Source organism: Exiguobacterium sp. s35 (assembly GCF_018617535.1).
Taxonomy (GTDB): Bacteria; Bacillota; Bacilli; order Exiguobacteriales; family Exiguobacteriaceae; genus Exiguobacterium; species Exiguobacterium aestuarii.
Genome location: NZ_JACSKI010000001.1, coordinates 158,120 through 182,017, shown reverse-complemented (window position 1 = coordinate 182,017; position 23,898 = coordinate 158,120). Strand labels below are relative to the sequence as shown.

Annotated in this window: 28 protein-coding genes; 5 read left to right on the top strand and 23 right to left on the bottom strand. The window is 46.9% G+C overall.

Annotation, left to right across the window (positions count from 1 at the left end):
* Positions 1 to 25 precede the first annotated feature (25 nt).
* The 16 genes from mnhG to KNO75_RS00875 all read right to left on the bottom strand — a co-directional run bounded on the left by mnhG (position 26) and on the right by KNO75_RS00875 (position 13,739).
* A complete protein-coding gene (gene mnhG, locus KNO75_RS00950) occupies positions 26 to 385 on the bottom strand; it encodes a monovalent cation/H(+) antiporter subunit G (protein WP_015881097.1) in 360 nt (119 codons plus the stop codon).
* Positions 363 to 659, bottom strand: coding sequence for a Na(+)/H(+) antiporter subunit F1 (locus tag KNO75_RS00945; RefSeq protein WP_026826530.1), 297 nt, complete (start codon positions 657 to 659; stop codon positions 363 to 365). Before KNO75_RS00945 ends, mnhG begins: the two co-directional genes overlap by 23 nt.
* Positions 659 to 1,144: a Na+/H+ antiporter subunit E gene (locus tag KNO75_RS00940; RefSeq protein WP_214819360.1), complete on the bottom strand. Its 486-nt coding sequence runs from the start codon at positions 1,142 to 1,144 to the stop codon at positions 659 to 661. Before KNO75_RS00940 ends, KNO75_RS00945 begins: the two co-directional genes overlap by 1 nt.
* Before the next feature lie 7 nt (positions 1,145 to 1,151).
* Complete coding sequence (locus KNO75_RS00935) at positions 1,152 to 2,636, bottom strand: Na+/H+ antiporter subunit D (protein WP_214819358.1); 1,485 nt, start codon at positions 2,634 to 2,636, stop codon at positions 1,152 to 1,154.
* Positions 2,629 to 2,970: a Na(+)/H(+) antiporter subunit C gene (locus KNO75_RS00930; protein WP_015881093.1), complete on the bottom strand. Its 342-nt coding sequence runs from the start codon at positions 2,968 to 2,970 to the stop codon at positions 2,629 to 2,631. The genes KNO75_RS00935 and KNO75_RS00930 overlap by 8 nt, the downstream gene beginning before the upstream one ends.
* Entirely contained in the window at positions 2,970 to 3,407 is a 438-nt protein-coding gene (locus KNO75_RS00925; protein WP_214789438.1) for a Na(+)/H(+) antiporter subunit B, read from the bottom strand. The genes KNO75_RS00930 and KNO75_RS00925 overlap by 1 nt, the downstream gene beginning before the upstream one ends.
* Complete coding sequence (locus KNO75_RS00920; protein ID WP_214819356.1) at positions 3,379 to 5,820, bottom strand: Na+/H+ antiporter subunit A; 2,442 nt, start codon at positions 5,818 to 5,820, stop codon at positions 3,379 to 3,381. The genes KNO75_RS00925 and KNO75_RS00920 overlap by 29 nt, the downstream gene beginning before the upstream one ends.
* 347 nt (positions 5,821 to 6,167) lie before the next feature.
* Positions 6,168 to 6,482, bottom strand: coding sequence for a thioredoxin (gene trxA, locus KNO75_RS00915; RefSeq protein ID WP_015881090.1), 315 nt, complete (start codon positions 6,480 to 6,482; stop codon positions 6,168 to 6,170).
* Positions 6,483 to 6,589: 107 nt separating this feature from the next.
* The gene (locus KNO75_RS00910) at positions 6,590 to 7,555 is read right to left on the bottom strand and encodes an electron transfer flavoprotein subunit alpha/FixB family protein (protein ID WP_214695236.1); all 966 of its coding nucleotides are present in this window, start codon (positions 7,553 to 7,555) and stop codon (positions 6,590 to 6,592) included.
* 14 nt (positions 7,556 to 7,569) lie between these two features.
* Complete coding sequence (locus tag KNO75_RS00905) at positions 7,570 to 8,343, bottom strand: electron transfer flavoprotein subunit beta/FixA family protein (protein ID WP_031421365.1); 774 nt, start codon at positions 8,341 to 8,343, stop codon at positions 7,570 to 7,572.
* Between the two features lie 80 nt (positions 8,344 to 8,423).
* Positions 8,424 to 9,002, bottom strand: coding sequence for a fatty acid metabolism transcriptional regulator FadR (locus KNO75_RS00900; RefSeq protein WP_214695232.1), 579 nt, complete (start codon positions 9,000 to 9,002; stop codon positions 8,424 to 8,426).
* Between the two features lie 79 nt (positions 9,003 to 9,081).
* Positions 9,082 to 10,755, bottom strand: a complete 1,674-nt coding sequence (locus KNO75_RS00895; protein ID WP_214819354.1) for an AMP-binding protein — start codon at positions 10,753 to 10,755, stop codon at positions 9,082 to 9,084.
* 135 nt (positions 10,756 to 10,890) lie between these two features.
* Complete coding sequence (locus KNO75_RS00890; protein ID WP_214819352.1) at positions 10,891 to 11,355, bottom strand: DUF4825 domain-containing protein; 465 nt, start codon at positions 11,353 to 11,355, stop codon at positions 10,891 to 10,893.
* Positions 11,356 to 11,367: 12 nt separating this feature from the next.
* Positions 11,368 to 12,492 (bottom strand): ABC transporter permease subunit, encoded by a 1,125-nt coding sequence (locus KNO75_RS00885; protein WP_214819350.1) that lies wholly within the window; start codon positions 12,490 to 12,492, stop codon positions 11,368 to 11,370.
* Positions 12,482 to 13,363 (bottom strand): ABC transporter ATP-binding protein, encoded by an 882-nt coding sequence (locus KNO75_RS00880; protein WP_214819349.1) that lies wholly within the window; start codon positions 13,361 to 13,363, stop codon positions 12,482 to 12,484. The genes KNO75_RS00885 and KNO75_RS00880 overlap by 11 nt, the downstream gene beginning before the upstream one ends.
* On the bottom strand, positions 13,350 to 13,739 hold the full coding sequence (locus KNO75_RS00875; RefSeq protein ID WP_074032742.1) for a GntR family transcriptional regulator: 390 nt from the start codon (positions 13,737 to 13,739) through the stop codon (positions 13,350 to 13,352). Before KNO75_RS00875 ends, KNO75_RS00880 begins: the two co-directional genes overlap by 14 nt.
* A 183-nt stretch (positions 13,740 to 13,922) precedes the next feature.
* Between KNO75_RS00875 and KNO75_RS00870 the strand changes: the two genes are divergently transcribed.
* The 5 genes from KNO75_RS00870 (at position 13,923) to KNO75_RS00850 (ending at position 16,539) form a co-directional block, all read left to right on the top strand.
* Complete coding sequence (locus KNO75_RS00870; protein ID WP_251126014.1) at positions 13,923 to 14,687, top strand: hypothetical protein; 765 nt, start codon at positions 13,923 to 13,925, stop codon at positions 14,685 to 14,687.
* Positions 14,688 to 14,793: 106 nt separating this feature from the next.
* A complete protein-coding gene (locus KNO75_RS00865) occupies positions 14,794 to 15,204 on the top strand; it encodes a MarR family winged helix-turn-helix transcriptional regulator (RefSeq protein ID WP_214819346.1) in 411 nt (136 codons plus the stop codon).
* 23 nt (positions 15,205 to 15,227) lie between these two features.
* Positions 15,228 to 15,866, top strand: a complete 639-nt coding sequence (locus KNO75_RS00860) for a nitroreductase family protein (protein ID WP_214794389.1) — start codon at positions 15,228 to 15,230, stop codon at positions 15,864 to 15,866.
* 27 nt (positions 15,867 to 15,893) lie between these two features.
* Entirely contained in the window at positions 15,894 to 16,178 is a 285-nt protein-coding gene (locus KNO75_RS00855; protein ID WP_026826548.1) for a putative quinol monooxygenase, read from the top strand.
* Between the two features lies 1 nt (position 16,179).
* The gene (locus KNO75_RS00850) at positions 16,180 to 16,539 is read left to right on the top strand and encodes a DUF1304 domain-containing protein (protein WP_214789472.1); all 360 of its coding nucleotides are present in this window, start codon (positions 16,180 to 16,182) and stop codon (positions 16,537 to 16,539) included.
* Between the two features lie 234 nt (positions 16,540 to 16,773).
* Here the strand turns inward: KNO75_RS00850 and KNO75_RS15160 are convergent, their stop codons facing one another.
* The 7 genes from KNO75_RS15160 to KNO75_RS00815 all read right to left on the bottom strand — a co-directional run bounded on the left by KNO75_RS15160 (position 16,774) and on the right by KNO75_RS00815 (position 23,839).
* Complete coding sequence (locus KNO75_RS15160; RefSeq protein ID WP_483297995.1) at positions 16,774 to 17,151, bottom strand: sunset domain-containing protein; 378 nt, start codon at positions 17,149 to 17,151, stop codon at positions 16,774 to 16,776.
* A 148-nt stretch (positions 17,152 to 17,299) separates the two neighbouring features.
* On the bottom strand, positions 17,300 to 18,838 hold the full coding sequence (locus KNO75_RS00840) for a hypothetical protein (RefSeq protein ID WP_214747869.1): 1,539 nt from the start codon (positions 18,836 to 18,838) through the stop codon (positions 17,300 to 17,302).
* A 128-nt stretch (positions 18,839 to 18,966) separates the two neighbouring features.
* Positions 18,967 to 19,224, bottom strand: coding sequence for a hypothetical protein (locus tag KNO75_RS00835; protein WP_214760466.1), 258 nt, complete (start codon positions 19,222 to 19,224; stop codon positions 18,967 to 18,969).
* A 40-nt stretch (positions 19,225 to 19,264) separates the two neighbouring features.
* Positions 19,265 to 21,628, bottom strand: coding sequence for a DEAD/DEAH box helicase family protein (locus KNO75_RS00830; RefSeq protein WP_214819344.1), 2,364 nt, complete (start codon positions 21,626 to 21,628; stop codon positions 19,265 to 19,267).
* Positions 21,621 to 21,950 (bottom strand): nucleoside triphosphate pyrophosphohydrolase, encoded by a 330-nt coding sequence (locus tag KNO75_RS00825; RefSeq protein WP_214819342.1) that lies wholly within the window; start codon positions 21,948 to 21,950, stop codon positions 21,621 to 21,623. The genes KNO75_RS00830 and KNO75_RS00825 overlap by 8 nt, the downstream gene beginning before the upstream one ends.
* Positions 21,951 to 22,010: 60 nt before the next feature.
* Positions 22,011 to 23,489, bottom strand: a complete 1,479-nt coding sequence (locus tag KNO75_RS00820; protein ID WP_214819340.1) for an ATP-binding protein — start codon at positions 23,487 to 23,489, stop codon at positions 22,011 to 22,013.
* Between the two features lie 146 nt (positions 23,490 to 23,635).
* Entirely contained in the window at positions 23,636 to 23,839 is a 204-nt protein-coding gene (locus tag KNO75_RS00815; RefSeq protein ID WP_214819338.1) for a hypothetical protein, read from the bottom strand.
* Positions 23,840 to 23,898: the final 59 nt, after the last annotated feature.

Below are 23,898 nucleotides of genomic sequence, written 5' to 3'. Positions count from 1 at the left end.
CCTCATGGCGAATCCCGTCTTTCTCTTATTCGATTCCTTTATCCTTGTCTTCTTTCAATGCGTCTTGTAACGACTTCTCCCAAAGAGGGACCCCTTTTGCGTGCGCCGCACGTGAGATGAGGTGCCCCCCGACAGGAGCCGTCAAGAGGACGAAGAAGAGACCGAGCAAGAGTCTTGCATCAAATACCCGTTCATCGACATATACGTGAAGGACGGCCGCAAAGAGGACGAACATGACACCGAGTGTCGCACTCTTTGAGGCAGCGTGTGTTCTCGAATAAATATCTGGGAGACGGATGAGACCGATCGCGGCGACGACCGTGAAGAAGACGCCGATGATCGTGAAGATGCCGGTAATGAGATCAAAGATCATTGTCGCGGTCATGTTGGATAATCTCTCCCCTCTCTAAGAATTTCGAGAACGCCACCGTTCCGATGAAGGCCAAAATACTGAGTAGCAAGATGACTTCAAAATAAAGGGTCGTATCGAGCAGAATCGACAGTAACGCAACGACCGAGATGAGCGCGATCCCGATTGAGTCGAGCGCGATGACTCGGTCTGCCGTCGTCGGTCCTTTGACGACGCGATACAACATCATCAACATCGCAAGCAAGAGAATGGCGAGCGAGATGTAGATGAGAATGTCTAGTAAATCCATCACTCTGTCGCCTCCTTAATGCTTGATTCAAAGTTATCATAAATGTCTTTTCGTAAGGCTTCCTTATCCGGCATGTTGAGCGCGTGGATATAGAGCACGGAATTGTCTTTTGACACCTGAACGACGAGCGTCCCTGGTGTGAGCGTGATCAGCATCGAGAGCAAGCTGATTTTCCAGCCTTTGTCGAGAGACGTCTCATATCGGAAGATTCCTGGTTGAATCTTCAGCTTCGGACTAAGGACGAGACGTAACACCTCGAAGTTCGCGAGGAACAGTTCCCGGATGAAGATGAGGAGCAATTTAAACAGACGCCAAACGCGTGTGAAGTAAAAGTTGCCCCCCCCTGACTTGAAGAATCGGCGCATCATGAACAAGATGAGCAATCCGAGTAGATATCCGACGAAGAATCCGCTCGTTGTGAACGATCCCGTGAGGAACATCCAGATGAACGCCAAGAAAAAGTTAATCAAAAGTTGATAAGCCATCTGTGTTTCACTCCTTTATCACGGCATCGATATAGATTTCTGGATTGACGAGCGGCTCAATCGCTTGCGTGATATACGGATGGATGGCTTCTGCCCCAAATCCGTATGCGACCGCAATGATGAGCAACAAGAAGACCGGTACAATCAAACGTTTCGTATATGGGACGAGTGGTCCGTCATACTCACGCTTCGCCTCTCCCCAGAATCCGTTCAAGAAGATCTTCATGACCGAGTAGAGGACAAAGAGACTTGATAAGAGGACGAGAAGTGGTCCGAACAGTTCTCCTTCGTCCATCCCACCTGATACGATCAATAACTTCCCGAAGAATCCACTGAGTGGCGGAATCCCTGCAAGCGAGAGCGCTGCGACGAAGAACGTCCATCCGAACAGTGGGAAGCGTGTGATGAGTCCACCCATATCGCGCAATTGACCGGATTTGGTGATCCCAATCATCATCCCGACGAGCATGAAGAGAACTGCCTTGATGATCATATCGTGAATCAAGTAGTAGAGCGACCCTTCAAGGGACGTCTGTGTGTTGACGGAGATCCCGTACAAAATGACCCCGACCGCAATCATGATGTTGTAGATGATGATCAGCTTCACATCGTTATAAGCGATGGCACCTGTCATCCCGATGAAGATCGTGAGGACAGCGAGCACCATGAGGAACGTCTGTAAAAACTCACCGTTCCCATCAAAGAGTAGCGTGTACGTCCGTAAAATAGAGTAGACCCCGACTTTCGTCAAGAGTGCCCCGAACATCGCAAGAATCGGTGTCGGTGCTACAACATACGCTCCAGGGAGCCAGTAGTGAAGTGGGACGAGTGCCCCTTTCATCCCGAAGACGATGACAAACATCACACCGATGACGGTAATGACGTCCGGGTTATCGACGAGCGGAATCTTCATCGCCAAGTCTGCCAAGTTGAGCGTACCTGTAACGCCATAGAGCAAGGCGACCGACATGACGAAGAGTGCCGAGGCGATGATGTTCACGAGCAAGTATTTGATGGACTCACGTAACTGGACGCCACGTCCACCAAGCACAATCAACACGTATGAAGACATCAAGAAAACCTCGAAGAAAACGAACAAGTTGAAAATATCACCTGTCGTGAAGGCACCGTTCACCCCGACGAGCAAGAAGAGCATCGAGATGTACAAGTAGTTGCCTTCATATGAGTCTGAGAAGTAATGGACGGCGAACCACACGATGAAGAGCGTGAGGAGAGTCGACGTCGTCACGAGTAGGGCTGACAACATATCCGATACGAGTGTGATCCCGAACGGCGCTTGCCAGTTCCCGAGGTTGAGGGTTTGAATCCCCTCCGTGGAGACCGTGTGCACAAGGAAGAGTGACACGATCGCCGTAATAGCTAAAGCTCCAAGAGCCATCACACGCTGCAGCTGGACCCGTTTTGGCATGAACATCATGATGATGGCCGCAAGCGCAGGAATGACGATTGGAAAGACCGGTAAGTTAATCATACGATTCTGTTCCTTTCATTTCTTCCATATTGTCCGTGCTGAGCTCCTGATACGTGCGGTATGCAAGTACGAGGAAGAACGCCGTCACCCCGAAACTGATGACGATTGCCGTCAAGACGAGCGCTTGCGGTAACGGGTCTGTGAATTCAGTCACACCGTCGACGAGGACAGGGGCTGCCCCTGTCTTCAAACCTGCCGTCGTCAAGACGAGAAGGTGTGCCGCGTGACTGAACAAGGCTGTGCCGATGATGATGCGTAACAAACTTCTTGAGAGAACAAGATAGACGGCACACATCGTCAGGACACCGATGATGATGCTAACGAAGATTTCCATTATTCACTCTCTCCAATCGTTTGTATAATCGTTAGGGTGATTCCGATGACTACGAGATAGACCCCTAAGTCAAACGCAATCGCCGTATGGAGCGTCTGTTCACCGAGAAGTGGTAAGTCAAACTTCCCATAAGCATGCGTCAAGAACGGACGACCCAAGAATACCGAGTGAAGACCTGTTAAAAGTGCGATCAATAATCCCGTCGCAGTCATGAGACGGTAGTCAATTGGGAGCACGTTCGCAAGTGTCTTCGAATCAAATGCGAGTAGCAACAAGACGAGCGCGGCGGATGTCATCAATCCACCGATGAACCCTCCACCTGGTGAATAGTGACCGGCAAAGAACAAATCGATCGAGAAGATGACGATGATGAAGAAAATGATAATCGCGGCCGTCTGCAATATGACGTCATTGACGCGTTTGCTGTTTTGCTTCATGTGCACCTTCTCCTTTCGTACGTCGTGTTGTTCTAAATTTAATCATCGTGTAGATCCCGAAAGCCGCAATTCCGAGAACGACGATTTCAAACAAAGTATCAAATCCACGGAAGTCGACGAGGACGACGTTAACCATGTTTTTACCTGCTGCAAGCTCATACACGTTCTCTTTGTAATACTCCGAGATCGAAGTGAGCGATTTGTTCGTGAGCGCCATGAAGCTGAGAAGCGTCACGGTCGTCCCGACGAGAATGGCCACGATGGCATTCCCGACTTTGAAACGCATCCGTACTTCCTTCTTGCTGATGTCCGGCATGTGATAGAACACGAGCAAGAACAAGGCAACCGAGACCGTCTCGATGACAAGCTGCGTGAGTGCCAAGTCAGGGGCACCGAAGAAGACGAAGAACAGTGCCACGCCGTAACCGACAACCCCGAGTAAGATGATGGACGGTAGACGCGAACGCATAAATAGAATCGCGAGCGCCGCAAGCATGACGACAGCTCCGAGCACGTATTCATACGGTGCGATCTCTGCCAAGTTCTCGAACGAGAATCGGTACATGTCGAACCACCAAATGCTAAAGAGCATCATGCCTGAGAGGAAGACGAAAATATAGATCAAATACGACCGGATGAAGCCAGTCATGTAGTTGTCTTTAAAGCGATACGCCGCCTTATTTGACCAGACGAGTGTACCATCGTACATCCCGTTGAGCGTCAAACGGTGTGGGATGCGGTTGTAGATGCCCATCCATTTGCCCATTTGCCAGAACAGCAACGAACCGAGAAGAACGACCCCGATCGTCATGAACAACTCTGGCGTCAAACCATGCCAGAAATAGATGTGAACATCGACTTCTTGCCCTTGCGCGACGAGTGTCGGATAAATCGACTCGACGGCCGGTTTGATGAGCGAGTTCGACAAGACGTTCGGGAAGAACCCGAGACCGACAACGAGAAGCGCGAGAATGGCCGGCGAAATCAACATGCCGATCGGCGCCTCATGCGGTTTCTTCGGCAATTGATCGAACTTCGCCTTGCCCATGAACGTCCGTGTGAACAACATGATGCTATAGATGAACGTGAACACACTTCCGACGAACGCGATGATCGGAAGCAAAATCCCAATCGTATCGAGCGCGAAGAAGTCGGCCGAGAAGACTTTCGTCGTCGCTTTTAAGAACATCTCTTTACTCAAGAAACCGTTAAACGGCGGAAGACCGGCCATCGATAACGAACCGATGACGGCAATCGTGAACGTGATCGGCATGACCGTCATCAGACCGCCAAGCTTACGAATGTCACGTGTGCCCGTCTCGTGGTCGACAATCCCGGCCATCATGAAGAGTGAACCTTTGAATGTCGCATGGTTGATCAAATGGAAGATTGCTGCGATCGTCGCGACCATAAAGATGTTGTCATCCATACCATCATAGTGGAGCGCAGCCGCACCAAGACCGAGGAGTGACATGATCAACCCGAGCTGACTGACTGTCGAGAATGCTAAGATTCCTTTCAAGTCGGTCTGCTTCACGGCGTTGAACGAGCCCCAGAACATCGTAAACATCCCGACTCCGGCAATCGTCCATAGCCAGACCGATGATTCTTGGAACACCGGGCTCATACGGGCCACAAGATAGAGACCCGCCTTGACCATCGTCGCCGAGTGGAGGTACGCACTGACCGGAGTCGGTGCTTCCATCGCGTCAGGTAACCAGATGTGGAACGGGAACTGCGCCGATTTCGTGAACGCCCCGAGCAAGATGAGAATCATCGCGGCAAGGAAGAACGGGCTCTCGGCGATGACACCAGAGTTCGCGACCATATCACGAATGCTGTACGAACCAATCATCGACTCGAGTAAGACAATCCCCCCGAGCATCGACAATCCTCCGAATACGGTGAGAAGCATCGACTTCTGTGCGCCGTAACGTGAACGCTCTTTCTCATACCAGTAACCAATCAACAGGAATGATGAAATCGATGTGAGCTCCCAGAACATATACATGACAATCATGTTGTCCGAGAGAACGACCCCGAGCATCGCACTCATGAACATCAAGAGATACACATAGAAATGCCCGAGTGACTCTTTGTCCTTATTCAAATAATAAATTGAATATAAGACAACAAGTGCGCCAATCCCCGTGATGAGGAGGGCGAACAGTAGACTAAGTCCGTCAACGTATGCCGTGAAGTTAATCCCGAGGGACGGCATCCACGCAATCGTCTCTGTCACGACGTCCCCTGCACTCGTGATCGGAATGAATCCGGCGAAGTAGGTGACGAGCACGACCGGAACGATCAAGACGAACCAGCCTGTATGAATTTGCTTCATCCCCCGAAACAAGAACGGGATGAACGGTGCCGCGAGAAGCGGCAACAAAATAGCTAAATGTAACACCGACAAGAAAATTCCTCCTTCGAACAGAGTCGTACAATAGATTGAGCCGTAAAGTAAGGTCACTTGACTCCATCATGTCTTCCTCATGAGTATAGCGTAAATTTTCAGTCTGTTTCCATGATAAAAGCTTCCAGTCCGCGCACGCCCTCACTAAAATTCCGAATCTTTTAAATATGAAGGAAGCCGACGGAATTTCTTCAAAAAAAATTTTGAAATCAGACGATATGTATCGGAATTTTCCGTAAATGAGGGTGTGTGGAATAACTCAACCTATTCCCTACTTGCCTGTCCTTTTCCTTCTTTTCCGTTCGACAAAACAAAAAAGCAGCCGATTTCAATCGGCTGCTACGCAATTATTGTGCTGTTGCGATAAACTCTTTCAATGCTTCTTTTGGTTGGAAGCCCATTGTTTTCGAAACAGGCTCGCCATCTTTGAACATCATGAGTGTCGGGATACTTTGGATTTGGAAAGCACCTGCGACTTCAGGGTTTTCGTCGACGTCGAGTTTCACGATTTGGACTTGGTCACCCATTTCTTGATCGAGTTCTTCGAGAACTGGCGCGATCATGCGACATGGTCCACACCAAGTTGCCCAGAAATCAACGAGGACTACGCCCTCTTTTACATCTTGTTCAAACGATTGAGTCGTTGCGTGTTTAATAGCCATTTGTAAAAACCTCCCCAATAAGATGAGAGAGCTCTGATATAGAACTCTCATGCAATTCATGTTCAGAGTATACCACGGAGGGTAACAACCCCAAAACGTTTTGCTTATTAGCTATTGACGAGGTGCTTGCGGAACTCTTCTGTCAACATTGGAACGACATCGAACAGGTCACCAACGATGCCATAGTCTGCCACGCTGAAGATGTTCGCTTCCGGATCCTTGTTGATCGCGACGATGACCTTCGCGTTACTCATCCCTGCCAAGTGTTGGATTGCTCCAGAGATTCCGCATGCGATGTAAAGGTCTGGTGTGACGACTTTACCCGTTTGACCGATTTGAAGCGCGTAGTCGCAGTAGTCGGCGTCACATGCTCCACGTGAAGCACCAACCGCTCCTCCGAGAAGTTCAGCCAACTCTTCAAGTGGTTTGAAGCCGTCTTCGCTCTTCACGCCACGTCCGCCTGCGACGATGACTTTCGCTTCCGCCAAGTCGACTTTCCCAGTCGCCTTACGAACGACTTCTTTGACGATCATCGCGAGGTCTTTCAGTTCGACTGCTGGCGTTTCAACTGAGACGCTTGCACCTGCTTGACGCGCGAGTGCGTCGATGTTGTTCGGACGAATTGTGAAGAACATGACCGAGTCTTTGAACTTCACTTTCTCGAACGCCTTCCCTGAGTAGATTGGGCGAACGAATTCAGCGTCACGACCTGTTCCTTCGATAGAGACGACGTCACTGATGAGTCCAGCATCGAGACGTGCCGCGAGTTTCGGTGCGATGTCTTTCCCGAGAGCTGTGTGACCGAGGACGATCATGTCCGGACTTTCTTGTTCGATCAGCTGACGGAGCACTTGCCCGTAGCCGTCTGGCGTATAGTGTTTGAGGCGATCGTCTTCAACGACGAGGACACGGCTTGCGCCATACTCCCCAAGTTCTTGCGCGAGTGATTGCACGTGATCCCCAATCACGACTGCCGTCACATCGTCTGTCAATTGCTTCGCCGCAGCGATGGCTTCGAATGATACGTTACGTAACGCGCCTTCACGCGCTTCTGCGAGTACTAAAGCTTTCATCTATGATCTCCCCCTTAAATGACTTTCGCTTCCGTGCGAAGAAGTTGTACGAGCTCGCTCACTTGTGTCGACATGTCGCCTTCAAGGATACGGCCGGCTTTCTTCTCCTCTGGTAAGAATCGTTCAATCGTCTCGATTTTCGCTTCGATTTCATCTTCATCGAGGTCGATGTCCATGAGTTCAAGTTCTTCGAGTGGTTTCTTCTTCGCTTTCATGATCCCAGGCAAGCTCGGGTAACGTGGTTCGTTCAACCCTTGTTGCGCCGTCACGAGAAGTGGGAGTGCGACTTCGATGACTTCAGTATCCCCTTCGACGTCACGTGTGACCGTAGCCGTCGTGCCATCGATTTCAAGAGCCGTGATCGTCGTCACGTAGTTCATGTCGAGAAGTTCTGCGACACGTGGTGCGACTTGTCCGCTACCGCCATCGATTGCAACGTTCCCTGCAAAGATGAGGTCTGCGTCTTGTTCTTTCAAGTATGTGGCGAGCACTTTTGAAATCGTGACGTGGTCCGCATCTTCGACATCGTCCTCGATCGAGATACGAACAGCTTTGTCCGCTCCCATGGCGAGCGCCGTACGAAGCTCTTTGTCCGCGTCTTCCGGTCCTACCGTGACGACCGTGACCTCTCCCCCGAGTGCGTCACGTTTTTGAATCGCTTCTTCGACCGCATATTCGTCATACGGGTTGATGATGAACTCAGCGCCGTCTTCTTGAATTTCCCCATTCTCGAGCTGAATCGCTTCCTCAGTATCAAACGTACGTTTCAGCAAAACAAAAATATTCATGGTTGATCCCCCTTTAGTCAATTCTTTCCCATCATTCATGAATCAGCATTCATTTTTTGAGCTAGTGATAGGGCTCACTGTTAAGTAAGCCCCTTCTTTAACATATGGTGCACATTCGGAAGCGTCGACATCAAGTCATATTTGAAGCCGCTCGCCATCCAGCTCGTCACAACCTCATCGATTGTGCCGAAAATCATCTGACGGGCGAGTCGATAATCTAGATCCTTGTCGAACTCTCCTGTCTCGATTCCGTGTTTGACGACCGAATCGATTAAATTCAAGTATGGTTTGAGCACTTCTCCGATTTTTTGGCGAAGCACCAAGTTCGACTGTCGCAGTTCGATTTGTGTCACGACGGCAAGGTCGTAATCGGCCGACAGTTGTTTTAAATGTGATTCGATCAACTGATACAACTGATCTCCGGCTGTCGTCTCGTTCCCGATTTGTTGTTTCGAGTAATCGATGAACAGCCCCATCTTCGCTTGGAACAACTCGATCAAGAGATGCTCCTTGTTTTTGAAGTACAAATAGATTGTGCCGTCCGCGACACCCGCCTCTTTGGCGATGGCTGTCACCTTTGCACCGTGATAGCCATGATTGGCAATTACTTTGACCGCCGCATCAATGATTCGGTCACTTTTCGAAATATGATTTGTCATTAACCCCAAGCTCCTTACCGCTGCAGAAAAATGAATGATGGTTCATTCATTTATTATTCTATCATGCGTACGCTTGGTGTCAACTGCTTTGTTTCACTTGTTTCGCCTTCTCTTCGTCGACGAGGACACGGCGTAAAATCTTACCGACGAACGTCTTCGGCAACTCGTCACGGAACTCGTACAGCTTCGGCACTTTATAAGCCGCGAGCTTCTCACGACAATGCTTGTCGAGCTCTTCTTCGGTCACGCTCGACCCGTCACGAAGGACGATGAACGCTTTGACCGTCTCACCACGATACGGGTCAGGAACACCGATACAGACCGCTTCCTTGACGGCCGGATGTTCGTAGAGAACTTCTTCGATTTCACGTGGATAGACGTTGAATCCACCAGCGATGATCATATCTTTCTTCCGGTCGACAATATAGAAGAATCCATCCTCACCCATATAACCGAGGTCACCCGTCGCGAGCCATCCATCTTTCAAGACGGCTGCCGTCTCCTCCGGTTTTTGCCAATAGCCTTTCATGACTTGTGGACCGCTCAGCATGATTTCACCGATCTCCCCGATGTCGGCTTCCGTCTCTCCGTCTACTTTTACTATTTTAGCAGAAGTATCCGACAGCGGCGCACCGATTGAGCCGACAATCCGTTTATCCCATAAGAAGTTCGCATGCGTAACCGGCGACGTCTCAGACAATCCATATCCTTCGACGATGCGACCACCAGTGATCTTCTCGAACTCCTCTTGTACCTCAATTGGAAGCGGTGCCGAACCAGAAATACACGCTTCAATCGATGACAAGTCGTACTTTTTCAGTTTCGGGTCGTTCAAGATCCCGACGTACATCGTCGGAGCACCCGGGAAGAAATGCGGCTTTTTCTTCTGAATCGTCTTCAGGACATCCGTCACTTCGAAACGCGGCACGAGGACGAGCTCATACCCGTTCGTGACACCGAAGTTCAGACAGCACGACATCCCGTAGACGTGGAAGAACGGAACGACACACAAGACGCGCTTCTCGTCCCCGCGATTATACTTATAGAATAAGTTCGTGATTTGATCCGCATTCGCCGTCAAGTTAAAGTGGGTCAACATGACGCCTTTCGGAAGTCCCGTCGTTCCCCCTGTATATTGAAGAACCGCGACGTCTTCTTTTGGGTCGATGTCGAGCGGTGTGACCGGATTAAAGTCTTTGTAGTCTTTAAACGGTGTCGAGCCGGTCGTATCGATCACGATATTGTTCTCACGTTTCACTTTGATCGGATACAGCTTGTTTTTCGGGAACGGTAAGTAATCGGCGATACTCGTCGTAATCACGGTCTGAATCTCCGTCTTCTCACTAACACGAAGCGTTTTCGGATAGAGCAAGTCGAGGGTGATGACAATTTTGACGCCCGCATCCGTGATGAGGTTATCAAGCTCCCGTTCCGTATAGAGCGGGTTCGTCTGGACGACGGTCCCTCCTGCATAGAGCACGGCATAGAACGAGATGACGTATTGAGGACAGTTCGGAAGCATGAGGCTGACGCGGTCCCCTTTTTCAAGTCCTTTCGCTTGGAGCATCGTGGCGAGTCGACGTGCGGCATCATCGATCTCCGCGAATGTCCACTCTTTCCCGATAAAGGAGACGGCCGTACGATTCGGATAATCCTTTGCTGCGCGAGACAATGCCTCATAGAGCGGCTTTACCTCGTAATCAATCGACTGGGGCATACCTTCTGGATAATCTTGTAACCACGGTTTGTTCATCGCTGTTCCTCCTTGGAAATGAATACTCATTCAGTTAACTCTATTATAATGCTAAGAAAACGCTTTCATCTACCCTTTACCCGATAATTTTCAGAAAATATCAAAAAAGCGATTGGATTTGTCATCCAATCGCTGTCATACCCGCCTAAAATAGGAATTGTTCGAATCCAGCTGTTCCAACTTCTGATTCATTAATTGTTGTAACTCATTTTCGTGACGGATGTTCGAGAAATCCGTTCCGAACCACGCCTCCATCTCTGGCCGAGAGAAGGCATACGTTCGGTTCGGGAAAGCGAAGCGAACGATCTCCGCATTCGGAATGAGCGTGAAATAAGTAGCCGCATTCCGAATCGCAAGACGCTCTTGCTCCGCTCGCTCCATTTCTGGATCTTCATAACGGACGGTCAACCCATAAGGACGCTTCTTCGTCTGCAACTCGACCGAGCGATAACATTCGTGTAGCGGCAAGCTCCCGGCAATCCCGACGATGGCGGCATTGTCCCCGACTTTCGAACCTCTATATTCAAAGGCGTTCGGTTCCGGATTCGTGCAACCTACTAGTGAGATGGCGAGAACGAGCAACAGACAGAAGCGTTTCATAGATGTCCCTCCTTACGATTTGAGTTTCAAGTTGAAGCGGTAGAGCAAGCGTTTGGCGAGTAAGTGAGCCAGGAAGGCCGCAATCACAAATCCAATCACATACAAGATCATGTTTTGCGGGTACGAGATGACCGAGAACAATACGCCACCTAACATCGCGAAGCAAATGACGATGACGATATGGATGAGCCACAACCAGCTCGAGAACATGAAGAAGCGTCCGTTGTTCTCTTGCGGTGCTTCCTTGAACATCCACAATCCGAGACCGAATGTGAGCGCGATGTTCGCGATCGCAAGGATTGGGGCGTACGTGATAAAGTCATTCCACACCGATTGATCGGTATACACCGAATACATATCGACATTGAAAATATTGTTTAGCGGTGACAAAATTCGCATCGGGATACTCTCGAACGCTTCATCAACGAACGAGAAGAGTCGATCTGGGAAGAAGGCGTAGAGTGAACCTTGGACGAGGAGTAAAATCCCCATCGGAAAGACGAGCGCGACAAACGTCCAGATGACTTGTGAGATGGACTCTCCGCCAAATGATCCCATCCATAACGAGAGCGAGAAAAATGAAATTCCGGATAGCATCAAGAATAGAATCATCGCGATCACCTTGAACTCTTTTCCTTCCATCAAGAAGGAGTAATCGGAGAAGCGGATGATGAGGAACATCAACGTCCCACCAATCAAGGTCGATGTTACAATTCCTGTCGCACCGAGCACCCATTTCGATATGTATAGCTGGGTACGCGTGTACGGTAACGACATCGTGAAATCGGACATTTGGCTATTGCGTTCACTTCCGATCAACACGGACGCCATGAGGGCACCGAAGATGACAAACAAGAAAATGACACCGCCTGACGGAATGAGTCCGTTCAGACCTCCGAGGTATCCGTATCCAGATCCATCCCCGAAGAAGTCTTCCGGCACCATCTCGTTCACATCACCTGTCACGATATCTGGGAAGTCGCTCGGGTTTTGTTTAATTTCAAGAATCTGTTGTTCGTACGCATACATATCCGTCCATACCGGCACCGTGAAAGCGACGATTCCTAAGAAGACGAGCAAGATCCAAAGCAGCGACACTTGTTTCCAATCTTTCTTCAACAACACTTTAGACGGCATGGGCTTCTCCTCCTAACTGGATACGGAATACGTCTTCGAGAGACATTGGAATCTCTTCGATGAGCATCGGATTGTATGAATCGATGAACGCCTCGAGCTCGTCCGTCCGTTCTTTCGCCATGAACAGCACGACACGCCCTGTCACACTAATGATTTCAATATCTTTTCGTTCGAGCAACTCGACCGGGACATGATCGTTGAAGACGACTTGCCACTTGATGCTGAGGGCACGCGCCTCTTCGAGCGACATGATTGCTTTGACGCGCCCTTTCTCGATCATGATGATGCGGTCGGCGATTCGTTCGAGTTCGTGCAACTGGTGGCTCGAGACGATGATCGAGCAGTTCCGCTTCTCGACCTGGGCGATCATCAGTTTCAACACGTCTGACTTGGCGACGACGTCCAAACCGTCCGTCGGTTCATCAAGCAGGTAGTATTTCGCTTGGACGGCGAAGGCGAGTGATAACGTGACGAGCGCCTTCTGTCCTTTTGAAAGCTGGCGAATCTTTTTGTTGTCGATGTTGTAACGCGTCAATGTTTCACGGAAGGCGGAACGATTGAACGATGGATAGATTGACTCGTACAAGTCCGTCGCTTCGTTCACTGTATAGTGTTTGAGCGCATCTGCCGAATCCGGTACGAAGATGACGTCCCGCTTCAATCCTGCGTCTTTAAAGATACTTTTCGTTCCATATAACACGTCTCCCTGGTCTGGGCGGATGATTCCGACCATCGTCCGGAGAAGCGTCGTCTTGCCGGCACCGTTACGCCCGACGAGCGCAACGATTTCTCCTGATTCGACGGTAAAGTCAATTCCGTCCAAAATCGTCTGGCGGTCGATTTGTTTACTTAGCTGCTCAACTTTCAGCATTGGCTTCCCCTACTTTCTCATATTCGGTCCGCAATACGTCGATGGCTTCTTCTAACGGCACATTCGCATAATGGCAATCAATCGCGATCTTCTTGATTGATGCGATGACCGGTTCTCTTGATGCATCATCATCTACCCAGTCTTCGGAGACGAACGTCCCGCGCCCGCGTCGCATCTCGAGGAGGCCGAGTCGTTCCAACTCCTGATACGCCTTACTGACCGTATTCGGATTGATGACGAGGTCGGTGGCAAGTTCGCGTACAGACATGACCTTGTCTCCCGGTCGCAAAATGCCGCGGATGACGAGCTCTTTCGTTTGATTGACGATTTGTTCGTATAGCGGTTCTGAACTTTTCATATCGATTTTGTATAACATGGGTCACACCCTCTCATAGTCAATGTCACTCTTTAAGTGTATTATATGTATTAGTACACGTAATTGCAATAGTATTTCGAGGGCACTTTCAGTTTACAGGGAAATGGAAATGATTTGAATAAGACTTTGGACCGAGGTTTCCCCTCGACTTATAAGGTACATTGGGAAAGAGGTGACGAAATGATGAAAAAACGAATCATGGCAGGCGTTGTCGGCGGGCTTCTCGCTGGTGGAATCGTCGTATATACGACGATTGAAAAATCCGAGGCACGAGATGCATATAGTATTTATGTAAAAGAAACGTATCAGGAACAACCCGACATCGAACTGTCACGGGATTGGAAGATGGGCGGTTATGTCGGGGAAGTGACATTGACGAAAGAACCATTCGCCGGCACTTATTTTCTCGAGACGTACGGTGACGGCTCCATCCACGACAATGTGCTAGAGACGTATTGGGAACGCGAGGCGGAGCGGACAATTCACGAACGGCTCGTGTCGGAAGGAATCCTAAAAGAGGAAGAGACCGTCCGTGCGGAGGTGCCGATTGGTGTGTCCGATGAAACACAAGCCAACGTCACCCCGACCCCGACGTCTATCTATGAAACGAGTCCGGAAACGTATCTCGACGTCTCGATCATGTTTCATGAAGACTGGAACAACACGGACGAACAGAAACAACGGATTCTCGACGTCATGCGTGACATCGAGCCTGACGTCTACTCGATCCATTTCTCGTTCGACGGGAAGCCGGGTGGCAATGACGACTATACGGAACGGTACATGATGTTTACGCGCGAAGCGTCTGACATCGACCCTTCATTCCTCGACGTGCGGACGATTGAGGATTTGAACGCCTACGACCGTCTTTACGGATTCGACGAGACGACGTTCATGACAGAATATCATTTTGATGGCACTCCCATCGAAGACGAGACGACACGGTAATTTCGGTGTCGTCTTTTTTTGAGCGTTTGACTTTACACGCAATCCGAAACGTTGTATCGTTTGACAAGTCAACGATTGATAAGTCAATTGAGAAAGGTGGGACGCAATGGACCTACGTGAAATCAGCCGATTACTTTACCAAATCAAGTTAGCGGAACAAAACGTCGCATCGTCATTCGAACGGGAAACGGGCTTCAGCCTGACCCGCTACGAGATGCTACAAGTCGTCAAAGAACGAGGCGTTTGTTCGCAACGCGTGATTAAAGAAGAGATGAAAATCGACAATGCCGCCATCACCCGACATTTAAAGATCCTTGAAGAAAAAGGGTATGTCGTCAGAGAGCGGAACGCGGAGAACCATCGCGAGATGTTCGTCCGTGTGACAGAGAAAGCAGAGCAAGACCTCGGGCACTGCGAACGAGACGAACGGGCCAACCACCTCGTCTTACAAGCCTTGTCCGCTGAAGAGATTCAACACTTATCCGGACTGCTTCAAAAATTGAACAGTCACACCTAAACAGAGAAAGAAGGAATTCACCAATGGCAACTACATTCGAAAACAACACGTTCAAAGACGTCATGTTCGGTCGTAAATCAATCCGTGTCTATGACGAGAACGTGAAAATCTCACAAGAAGAGATGCTCGAGATGATTCAGGAAGCAACGACTGCTCCATCATCGGTCAACATGCAACCATGGCGCTTCGTCGTCGTTGAAAGCCCAGAAGCGAAAGAGACGCTCAAGCCGCTCATCCGCTTCAACACACGTCAAAACGATTCATCTTCTGCGATGCTCCTCATCTTCGGAGACATGGAGTGCTACGAGTACGGCGAACAAATCTACGATCAAGCGGTCGCAGAAGGCAAAATGCCACAAGAAGTTCGTGATCAACAGCTCGGCGCAATCATCCCTTACTACAAAAACCTCTCGAAACAAGAGATGAATGACATCGTGAAAATCGATGCGAGTCTCGCAGCGATGCAATTCATGCTCACAGCACGTGCACACGGCTATGACACGAACCCAATCGGTGGTTTCGAGAAAGACCAACTCGCTGAAGCGTTCGGTCTCGACAAAGACCGTTACGTTCCTGTCATGATCTTGTCTGTCGGGAAAGCTGCAGAAGAAGGTTACGAATCAGTTCGTCTTGACGCTCAAACGGTCACATCGTTCAAATAATTCACCACACAATCGGAGGAATCAACCATGATCTTAGTCAACGCCACATTCGATATCCAAGCTTCACAACGCGAGAACTTCTTGCGTGACATCCAAGTCTTGATCGACTCATCAAAACAAGAAGCAGGCTGTGTCGGATATGACCTATACGAGTCAACATCTGTCGAGAACCGTTTCGTCATGATCGAGAACTGGGAAGACCAAGCCGCTCTCGAGCAGCATAACCAAAACCCGGTCCTCATCAACTTTGCACAAAACGTCGCGAACTATGTGTCTGCGAAACCGGTCGTGCAAGTAGCAGCGGTCAACTAATATGTCGACGCTCACCCTTGTGCTCGGGACACTCGTCGCCATCGAATTCTTCTATATCTTCTATTTAGAAACGATTGCGACGGCCTCTTCCTCGACGTCACGTGTCTTCCGCATGTCGAAAGACGAGCTGACGAGAGACTCGGTGTCGGTTTTGTTCAAAAATCAAGGGGTGTATAACGGATTGATCGGGGTCGGGCTCTTATACGGGCTATACGTCTCCCCCAATCCGTTCGAGATTGTCACCATGATGCTGACTTATATCATACTCGTTGCCCTATATGGCAGTATCACAAGTGACAAGAAGATTATCCTGACACAAGGTGGGCTTGCTATCTTGACGTTGATCTCGATGGTTATGTGATGACAGAAAAAGCGTTCGAATAAGCCCAAAAAACTTAGATATAAAAATCTAAGTTTTTTGGGCTTATTCTGTTATTGAGACAATTTATGTATTTATTATCTGTTGAATAAAATTCAAAATACCTGTTCAAAAGCCTTCTAGAATGGCATCTCATATATGATTGAGTGAAGAATACATTTTATTTAATAACTTACCAAAAAATAAAACGACCTTATTAAAAAGGTCGCTTTAAACTTATCTTTTAGACTTTCGGTACCCTGCAGCACTTGCTTCTGCAGAAGTACAGAATACCTCTTCAGCCACAGTGATATCATAAAAATCCCCACCAGGAGCATGATAGATTTTTTCTCCTGAGCTACTAATATTTCCTTTAATAATTTTTTTGCAAGGTTCTGGTGCCTTTTTCTTAGGAACTGAAGGTGCGGGAGGAACAATCGGAACCGAAGTCGTTTCGATTGGTTCCTCTACTTTTAAGGACTCTTCCCCATCAATCTTTTCGATTTGCTGCGAAATATCATCTAATAAAGTAGTGAAAAAAGCAATATACATTGCCAGAAGCCACAGAATAAATTTTATAAAAGTCTTTTTGGTACTTTCCTCTTTCTTACTCAATGTATTCCTACCTCTTCTATAAATTAATTTCCTTCTAGTAGTGTACTTCATACAATAAGGTTCGGGGTAGTACAAATAACTTAAAGGGAAAATAAATTTACTATATTCAACAAAAAACCGCCCTGACCGAAGTCGGAGCGGAATCGTATTATAAAACGAAAATCGCTGCAGATACACCGACGACACCGACGAGCGCCATCGCATATACCGGCACACGTGGCATTTCGCCATTGTTATCGAGTGCTTTCCCGAACATGTAGAAGACGATCGGGTGCACGAGGAACGGCATCGAGAAGATGAGCGGGATGAGAAGCGATGCTTCCGTCCCGAACATACCGCCTTGGACCGCTGCGAACAAGCCGAAGTGCGAGATTGCTGACGATTGTGCCATCGTCGTGTAATCAAATGCAATCGTGCTGAACGTCAAGATGACGAGACCACCGAAGACGGCCATCATCTGCCATCCGAACGAGAACTGCATAAGGGCTTTGACTTCTTTGAAGTCTTCCCCGTTTGCCGCACGTAAGTTTTTCAACGCGAGCGCCGTGAGCGCGAGACCGATCAAGACGATGATGGCTGTCGGCCAAATCCAGAGCGCGCCGTTGTCGGCACTGACTGCGAGGATTGAGAAAACGAAGATGTGTCCGAAGAACGGGATGTTGATCATGATTGGCGCACGTTTCGCCGCCACTTGACCGAAGTCCCCAGCCGTACACGCACCTGTGAGACCACTGTGCGAAAGCGATCCTGCCATACCTGGCGCGAGGTTACGGATGTGACCCGTACGAGCGAACCACATGATGAGTGCGATTCCACCGAACATCCAGAACAACTGACCGAAGAAACCGTACACGAGAATCGAGTTCATGCCTTCGATGGCGAACGCGTCACCGATTCGTGAACCACCAACCATGAAGTTGGCAGCCAAGACGACCGGAATCCCTGCGAAGAGAAGCGCGCGGACAGTCGGTCCATACGTCCAGTTATGGAAGATGGCACCGAGTGCTGACGAAATCAACATCGCGAAGAAGATTTGCGGAAGTGCGATGATCGGCTGAACTGCTGTCGCAATCAAGAACGAGACGAACAAGATAACAAGCAAGAGGACTGTCTCGATGACACCTTTTTGCATGTATACTTTCTTGTCCTGAATCTGTGCTTTATGGTCGATGAGTAAGAACGACACAGCGAGACCGAGAAGTGCGAGGATTGGGTAGTAAAGCGCAATCCCTTCTGCCGTACCTGGCTCGATTGCCATACGGAAGAACCCTTCCAAACCGACGAGCAAGAAGAACGAACGGAGGATGAAGATGAACTGCGTACGTCCTGTCCCGAGGAACATCTCCTCTTTTGCAGGAACGACGATGTCCTCCATGTCGAGCTCTTGTTTGCTTAAGATCTTACGAAGTTCCTGTCCACCGACGAAGAACGAAACGACTAACGCGATGATCGTTGTCCGTGACAAGAAGTCGACGAGCGGGAATTCAGGAAGACCCGGTGTCGCGATACCGAGCTCGACCATACCGAATCCGAGACCGAGACCGAAGATGACGATGACGAGGATCGGCGAGAAGCGCGTCCCAGCCACGACCATACGAGATAAAATGACCATCGGAATGATGAAGGCCATAAGCAACCAGAATTGGTTGATAAGTTGCATTTGAGATAATTGCTGTACAAGTTCCATTGACTAACCCCTAACATAATTTTTAGCACACAATATCGAAGTGTACAGGAATGAACATTGTGTGACAATAGGGTGTGATGTTTTGTAAACATTGAAAGCGGAACCAAGTGAAATTGGTCCCGCTTTCGTTAGGTATTGGATTGTCTGAGGCCCCAAATGCCTTTATTTCCTGTGGAATAAAAGAGGTCTTCTTTCCCAGTAAAGCTCGCTGAATCACTGGAATGCGCACGAATCTGTTTATTGACGTGCCCTTTCCAATCTTTATAGCGATCGAGCTCAAGTTGATAGTATGACTTTTCGACATACGCATAAATGTCTTGTAAAGATGCCGTCCCACCATGGTGTTGGAGGGCGAATTGGATTTTGCGTAGTAATAGGCGTTTCACATTACCCCACCTTTCTACATTTTCGATATAACTGAATCAATCAATCGTATGCTCGTTGTGCTTTCCGACTGAAGTAGTAATGTAACCGAACTTCTACAATCTGGTTCACCCATTCATAAACAATCGGATTGCGGAGCTCTTCATTGAATTCGATATGTAGGCTTTCACCTTCTACATAAAACGGTCCTTTGGCAATTTTATCGAATGGCATGCGCAACAGCAACTTTTCAATTTTTTGTTGATGGAAAGGTTGCTGAAAGTCTTTTGTCTTTCCATCAATCTGTTGGCGATAAGGTACGCTCGTCAAGTAATCATAAAACGGATAAGCTGCATCAGATGCTTTCAAAGGAGTGTACCACATTTGTGCTCCCCGCTCTAACATGACGGACAATACAACCATCTTATAACTTGTTGTCATTTTTGTATCCTCCACTTCATACAAAAGTGGATACATATTTTCAAAAACCTTTAACTCACTAACTGTCAATTCACCGATTTTCTTTATAAAGCCGAAGAAGCCACCAAAGTGCTTCCTTTCGGATTGATAAGCTTCCAATGAATATTCGCCTCGTTGGATTAGTTCTAGGTAGGTCGGTCGTCTCCCTAGTTCTTCCTTCACTATGAAATAATTTCGTTCTAATAATTGATGTCGTGTCGAAGAACGAGTCATCATTTTCTTCAAAAAATCGACAGTCTCTAAATCAAATTCGATTGTACACGAAGTAGGTAAGTTATTTGATGTTGGAACCTTCTTCAGTGAATCTGAACCGCCTGTCGTCAATAACGCCAGTTTCTTATCAATGTTTTTATAGTTCCCAATCAAATCGATAATCGTACAATGTGTCTTTCCTTTTGATAGACGTAGTCCTCGCCCGATTTGCTGAGTAAACACTGTCAATGATTCTGTCGGACGACAGAACAATAGCGTATCAATTTCAGGAATATCGACACCTTCATTAAATAGATTCACTGCAAAAATAATGTCCAATTGTCCACGCTTTAACTGAGCAATCACTTCGGTACGATCATACTCGGTCTGACTATGAAGTGCTACCGCCTGCACACCTTGTCTCCTGAAATAATCTGCCAAATATTCAGCTTGTATAACGGATGAACAAAAACCGAGCGCTCTCGATTGATGATGTTCTGCCCACGCCTTATAAATCTTATCGGCAACACTTTCTTTTAACTGCTCTGCTAATAATTCCTCTTGATCATAACGACGTCCATTAATTAGTCGAATTTGAGAATAGTCGATTTCATCGTATATTCCTACATAATGAAACGGGGTTAAAAACGATTCCTCAATCGCTTCCGTAAAGTGCATCTGGAAAGCAACGTTATCATCACAAAGTGCATATACGTCTCCCCCGTCTAAGCGGTCAGGCGTAGCAGTCAAACCAAGTAGGAATTTCGGTTGAAAATAATCTAGCACACGACGGTAAGATGGAGCCGCCGAATGATGGAACTCATCCACAATAATTAAATCGAATTGCTTTGGATCATATTGTTCCATTCTTTGTTTTGAAGCTAATGTTTGAATCGAGGCAAACACGACGTCAGCAGTTTCCTGATTTCGTGATTCACCTCCGAGTAATAATCCGGTCTTCCAGTCGGTCGCCACGTTGAGGAATGACATTTCTGCTTGTAACAAAAGTTCTTTTTGATGCGCGACGAAAAGGACACGTTTGAATTGACGAGCAAAAAATGCACTTAAATACGTCTTTCCTAATCCGGTCGCCAATACGAGCATCGCCTTTTTCCGACCTTCAGCCATCGTTTCCCGGAGTGCCAATAACGCTGCGTCTTGGACAGATGTCGGTGTAATCGAATCATCTTCTATGTAAACGGGGGAGTGTTCAGCGACCTCCAATTCCTTCATTCGATCTTTTCGCGCTTCATACTCTTCGCGATAAGGCTGTAACGAGATTGGATTCATCATTTGCGCATATTCACTATAAAATAATTCATGGAACGCAGCGACTGACTCTTCAAACACTTCCTCTGATACACTCGAAGGAATTTCAACATTCCATTCCACTCCATGATTTAGTGCACTATGCGACAAGTTCGAGGAACCGACAAAAAATGTACCGCTATTGCACGTGCGGAATAAATATGCCTTTGGATGGAACGACCTTCCCTTTGAGCGGTATAGTCTGAGCTCGATGTTCGGGATTTTTAGAAGCATATCCAGTGCATCAGGGTTGGTGAGATACAGGTAGTCCCCCACCAAGATTCTGATTTGTGCACCGCGTTCACCCGCTTTTCTTAACGAAGCGGATAATTCTTTCACTCCCGACACTTGAGCAAACGCGACGACCATATAAATTTCAGTCGCCGCGTCTATGTGTTCTTGTAAAGGAGTGCCAAGGTTGCTCGTATGGAGTCGTAAGTCACTCATGATCCAGAACCTCTTCTAAAAATAGTCCCTTCTCAAATCCGCCGCGTTTTTTACGTTTCTCTTCACGAATCTGATTCAGTTCATCAAAGTCTGCTCCATGCATGTTCCCAAGTGTATAGACCAATTCCAAAATGTCAGCTAACTCTTCCAGCGACTCTTCATCAATATTTGTCTCTTCATACTCTTTGATTTCTTCATAAAGTTTCAAGCGCGCTTGTTCAAAGTGTTCGGCTTGGCTTAGTTGCTTTACAATTGGGACTTTTCCTGATTCATGAATGATTTCAGGAATACGATTCCGGATAAGTTTGTTGTATTTAGTCAATAGTCCTCATCCTTTCAAATTTAGCAATTGGGATAATCATTAGTTTAGAGGGCTATGGTTTTACCTAAAATATTTCTTTCTTTCATCAGCATCTGGGGCATATAAGATTGGGAATTCATCTAATTTGACTGGTATAATTTCTTTTAAATGGTTCTTCTTTATAAAATCCGCTGCTGATTGCGCTCCAGTTGAAAAACTTCTAGCGACTAAGTAGCCTTTATTTATATTGCCCATGTCCATATAAGCAAACAATTGGTATACATCCAATCCCGCAGCCTGTCCTTTCTTCAATTCCCATGCTTCTCCATCAGCCAATACATCAATAGCGCCGGCGAGTCCTTGAATAGTATATTCTGTTTTTACATCTTTTTTTGGATCTATCGCTCTGCTTTTAAAATTTCTTGCGAGCCTATCCCTTAGTAGCTTTTCAGGTAACTCCTCAGGATCATTTTTTCTTTCTAACAAACCTTTTTCTTCTAGATAAACTTTAATTTGAGTGAGTAAATCTTCAAAATTTTCATCTTTAATAATAAAGTTCTTTGTTGTTGATGTACTAAATCCATGATATAAGTCAATCTCACCTCTTACATAGTTGTAATTATTATGTGGAATATTTATGAAATCTAGTTCATGAAATTGGGAGAAGTTAATTACTCTATCGTGTGAAATTATATCAAACCCCTGTTTCTTTATGGAAACCGCATATGGAAAATATGCTTTTGGCACTTCTAAACCTAATTCATCATACTCTAAATCGTTTGGGGCATATCCAAAAGTGAACTTGGCTTTCCACCCCTTTCCTTTGAACTCTTTGTTATGCAGAATTGGTTGATTCACTCTCTTATTTGGATGAAAATAAATTTGTTTAACTTCCCTTACTTTCCAGGACTGAATTTCTGTAGGGTTTCCTTTTTCATCTATCTGGTCCATATCAAACAACTTTACTGATAATCTCATTTTGGGATTATCAGATTTCAAGAATCTTCTATATTTTGCACCTAAGTAAGGTACTACATACATTGTATATTTTTGTTGTTTTGTAGGAACGATTCCATTCAACCCTGTTACACATATTTCAGTACCATGCTCCCAATCGTAGTCAATTTGAAATAATGAAACCTCACCAAAAGCGAACTCACTTATGTGATTTGTGTAACTTTCATCTATTGAGCGAGTTAATAAATACTTTAATGTACCTAGAGATGCAACTGCTTGTTTCATTCCAAGTCCATGTTCATTTAAAGTTTTTCCACCTGAGTAGCCGGCCGGGGTAATAGCTCTACCTAAATTTTCTGTTTTTATACCCATTCCATTATCCTTTATAACTAAATAGCTTTCCTGAGAATTATCGGAAATCCCAATTTCAATTTCAACTTTCAGAAGTTCATCTTCTACTTTTGCAGCAATGGAATTATCGATTAGCTCTGATATTAATTCGATAAAATCATAGTTATTATTACCTAATTCTTTAAAAATATCATTTGAAGGTTCGACTTTAATTTTCCCTTCTTTTTTTACATATTGTTTTAAATCCAACATTTTACGTTCCTCCTTGACTGTATCAACTCTTAGTTCAATAGCAACTGATAACAATTTATCATATTAATTGTAATAGATACTGTATAAAAAGTACCACAATACACAAGCGTATTTAATTCAATATTTTGGTTAACGATTACTTATTTTCACTCCACCACCTCAAACGCCTTCACATACGCCACATGATCCAACATCACAATCAACTCGTTCTTAAATTGTACGAATCCATCGCTCGCATGCCGAAACGATTGGTAAATCGACTCCAATGCCTCATATCGTGTATCAGCTTCCACCATATACGTCAGTACTTCTTCATTGATTAAATGAAATTCGATTTCGAATGATTTCATGTTCTCTCCTCCTCACTTCTCTATACCCGTTCCCCATTCGAAAAAAATACAGCTATACA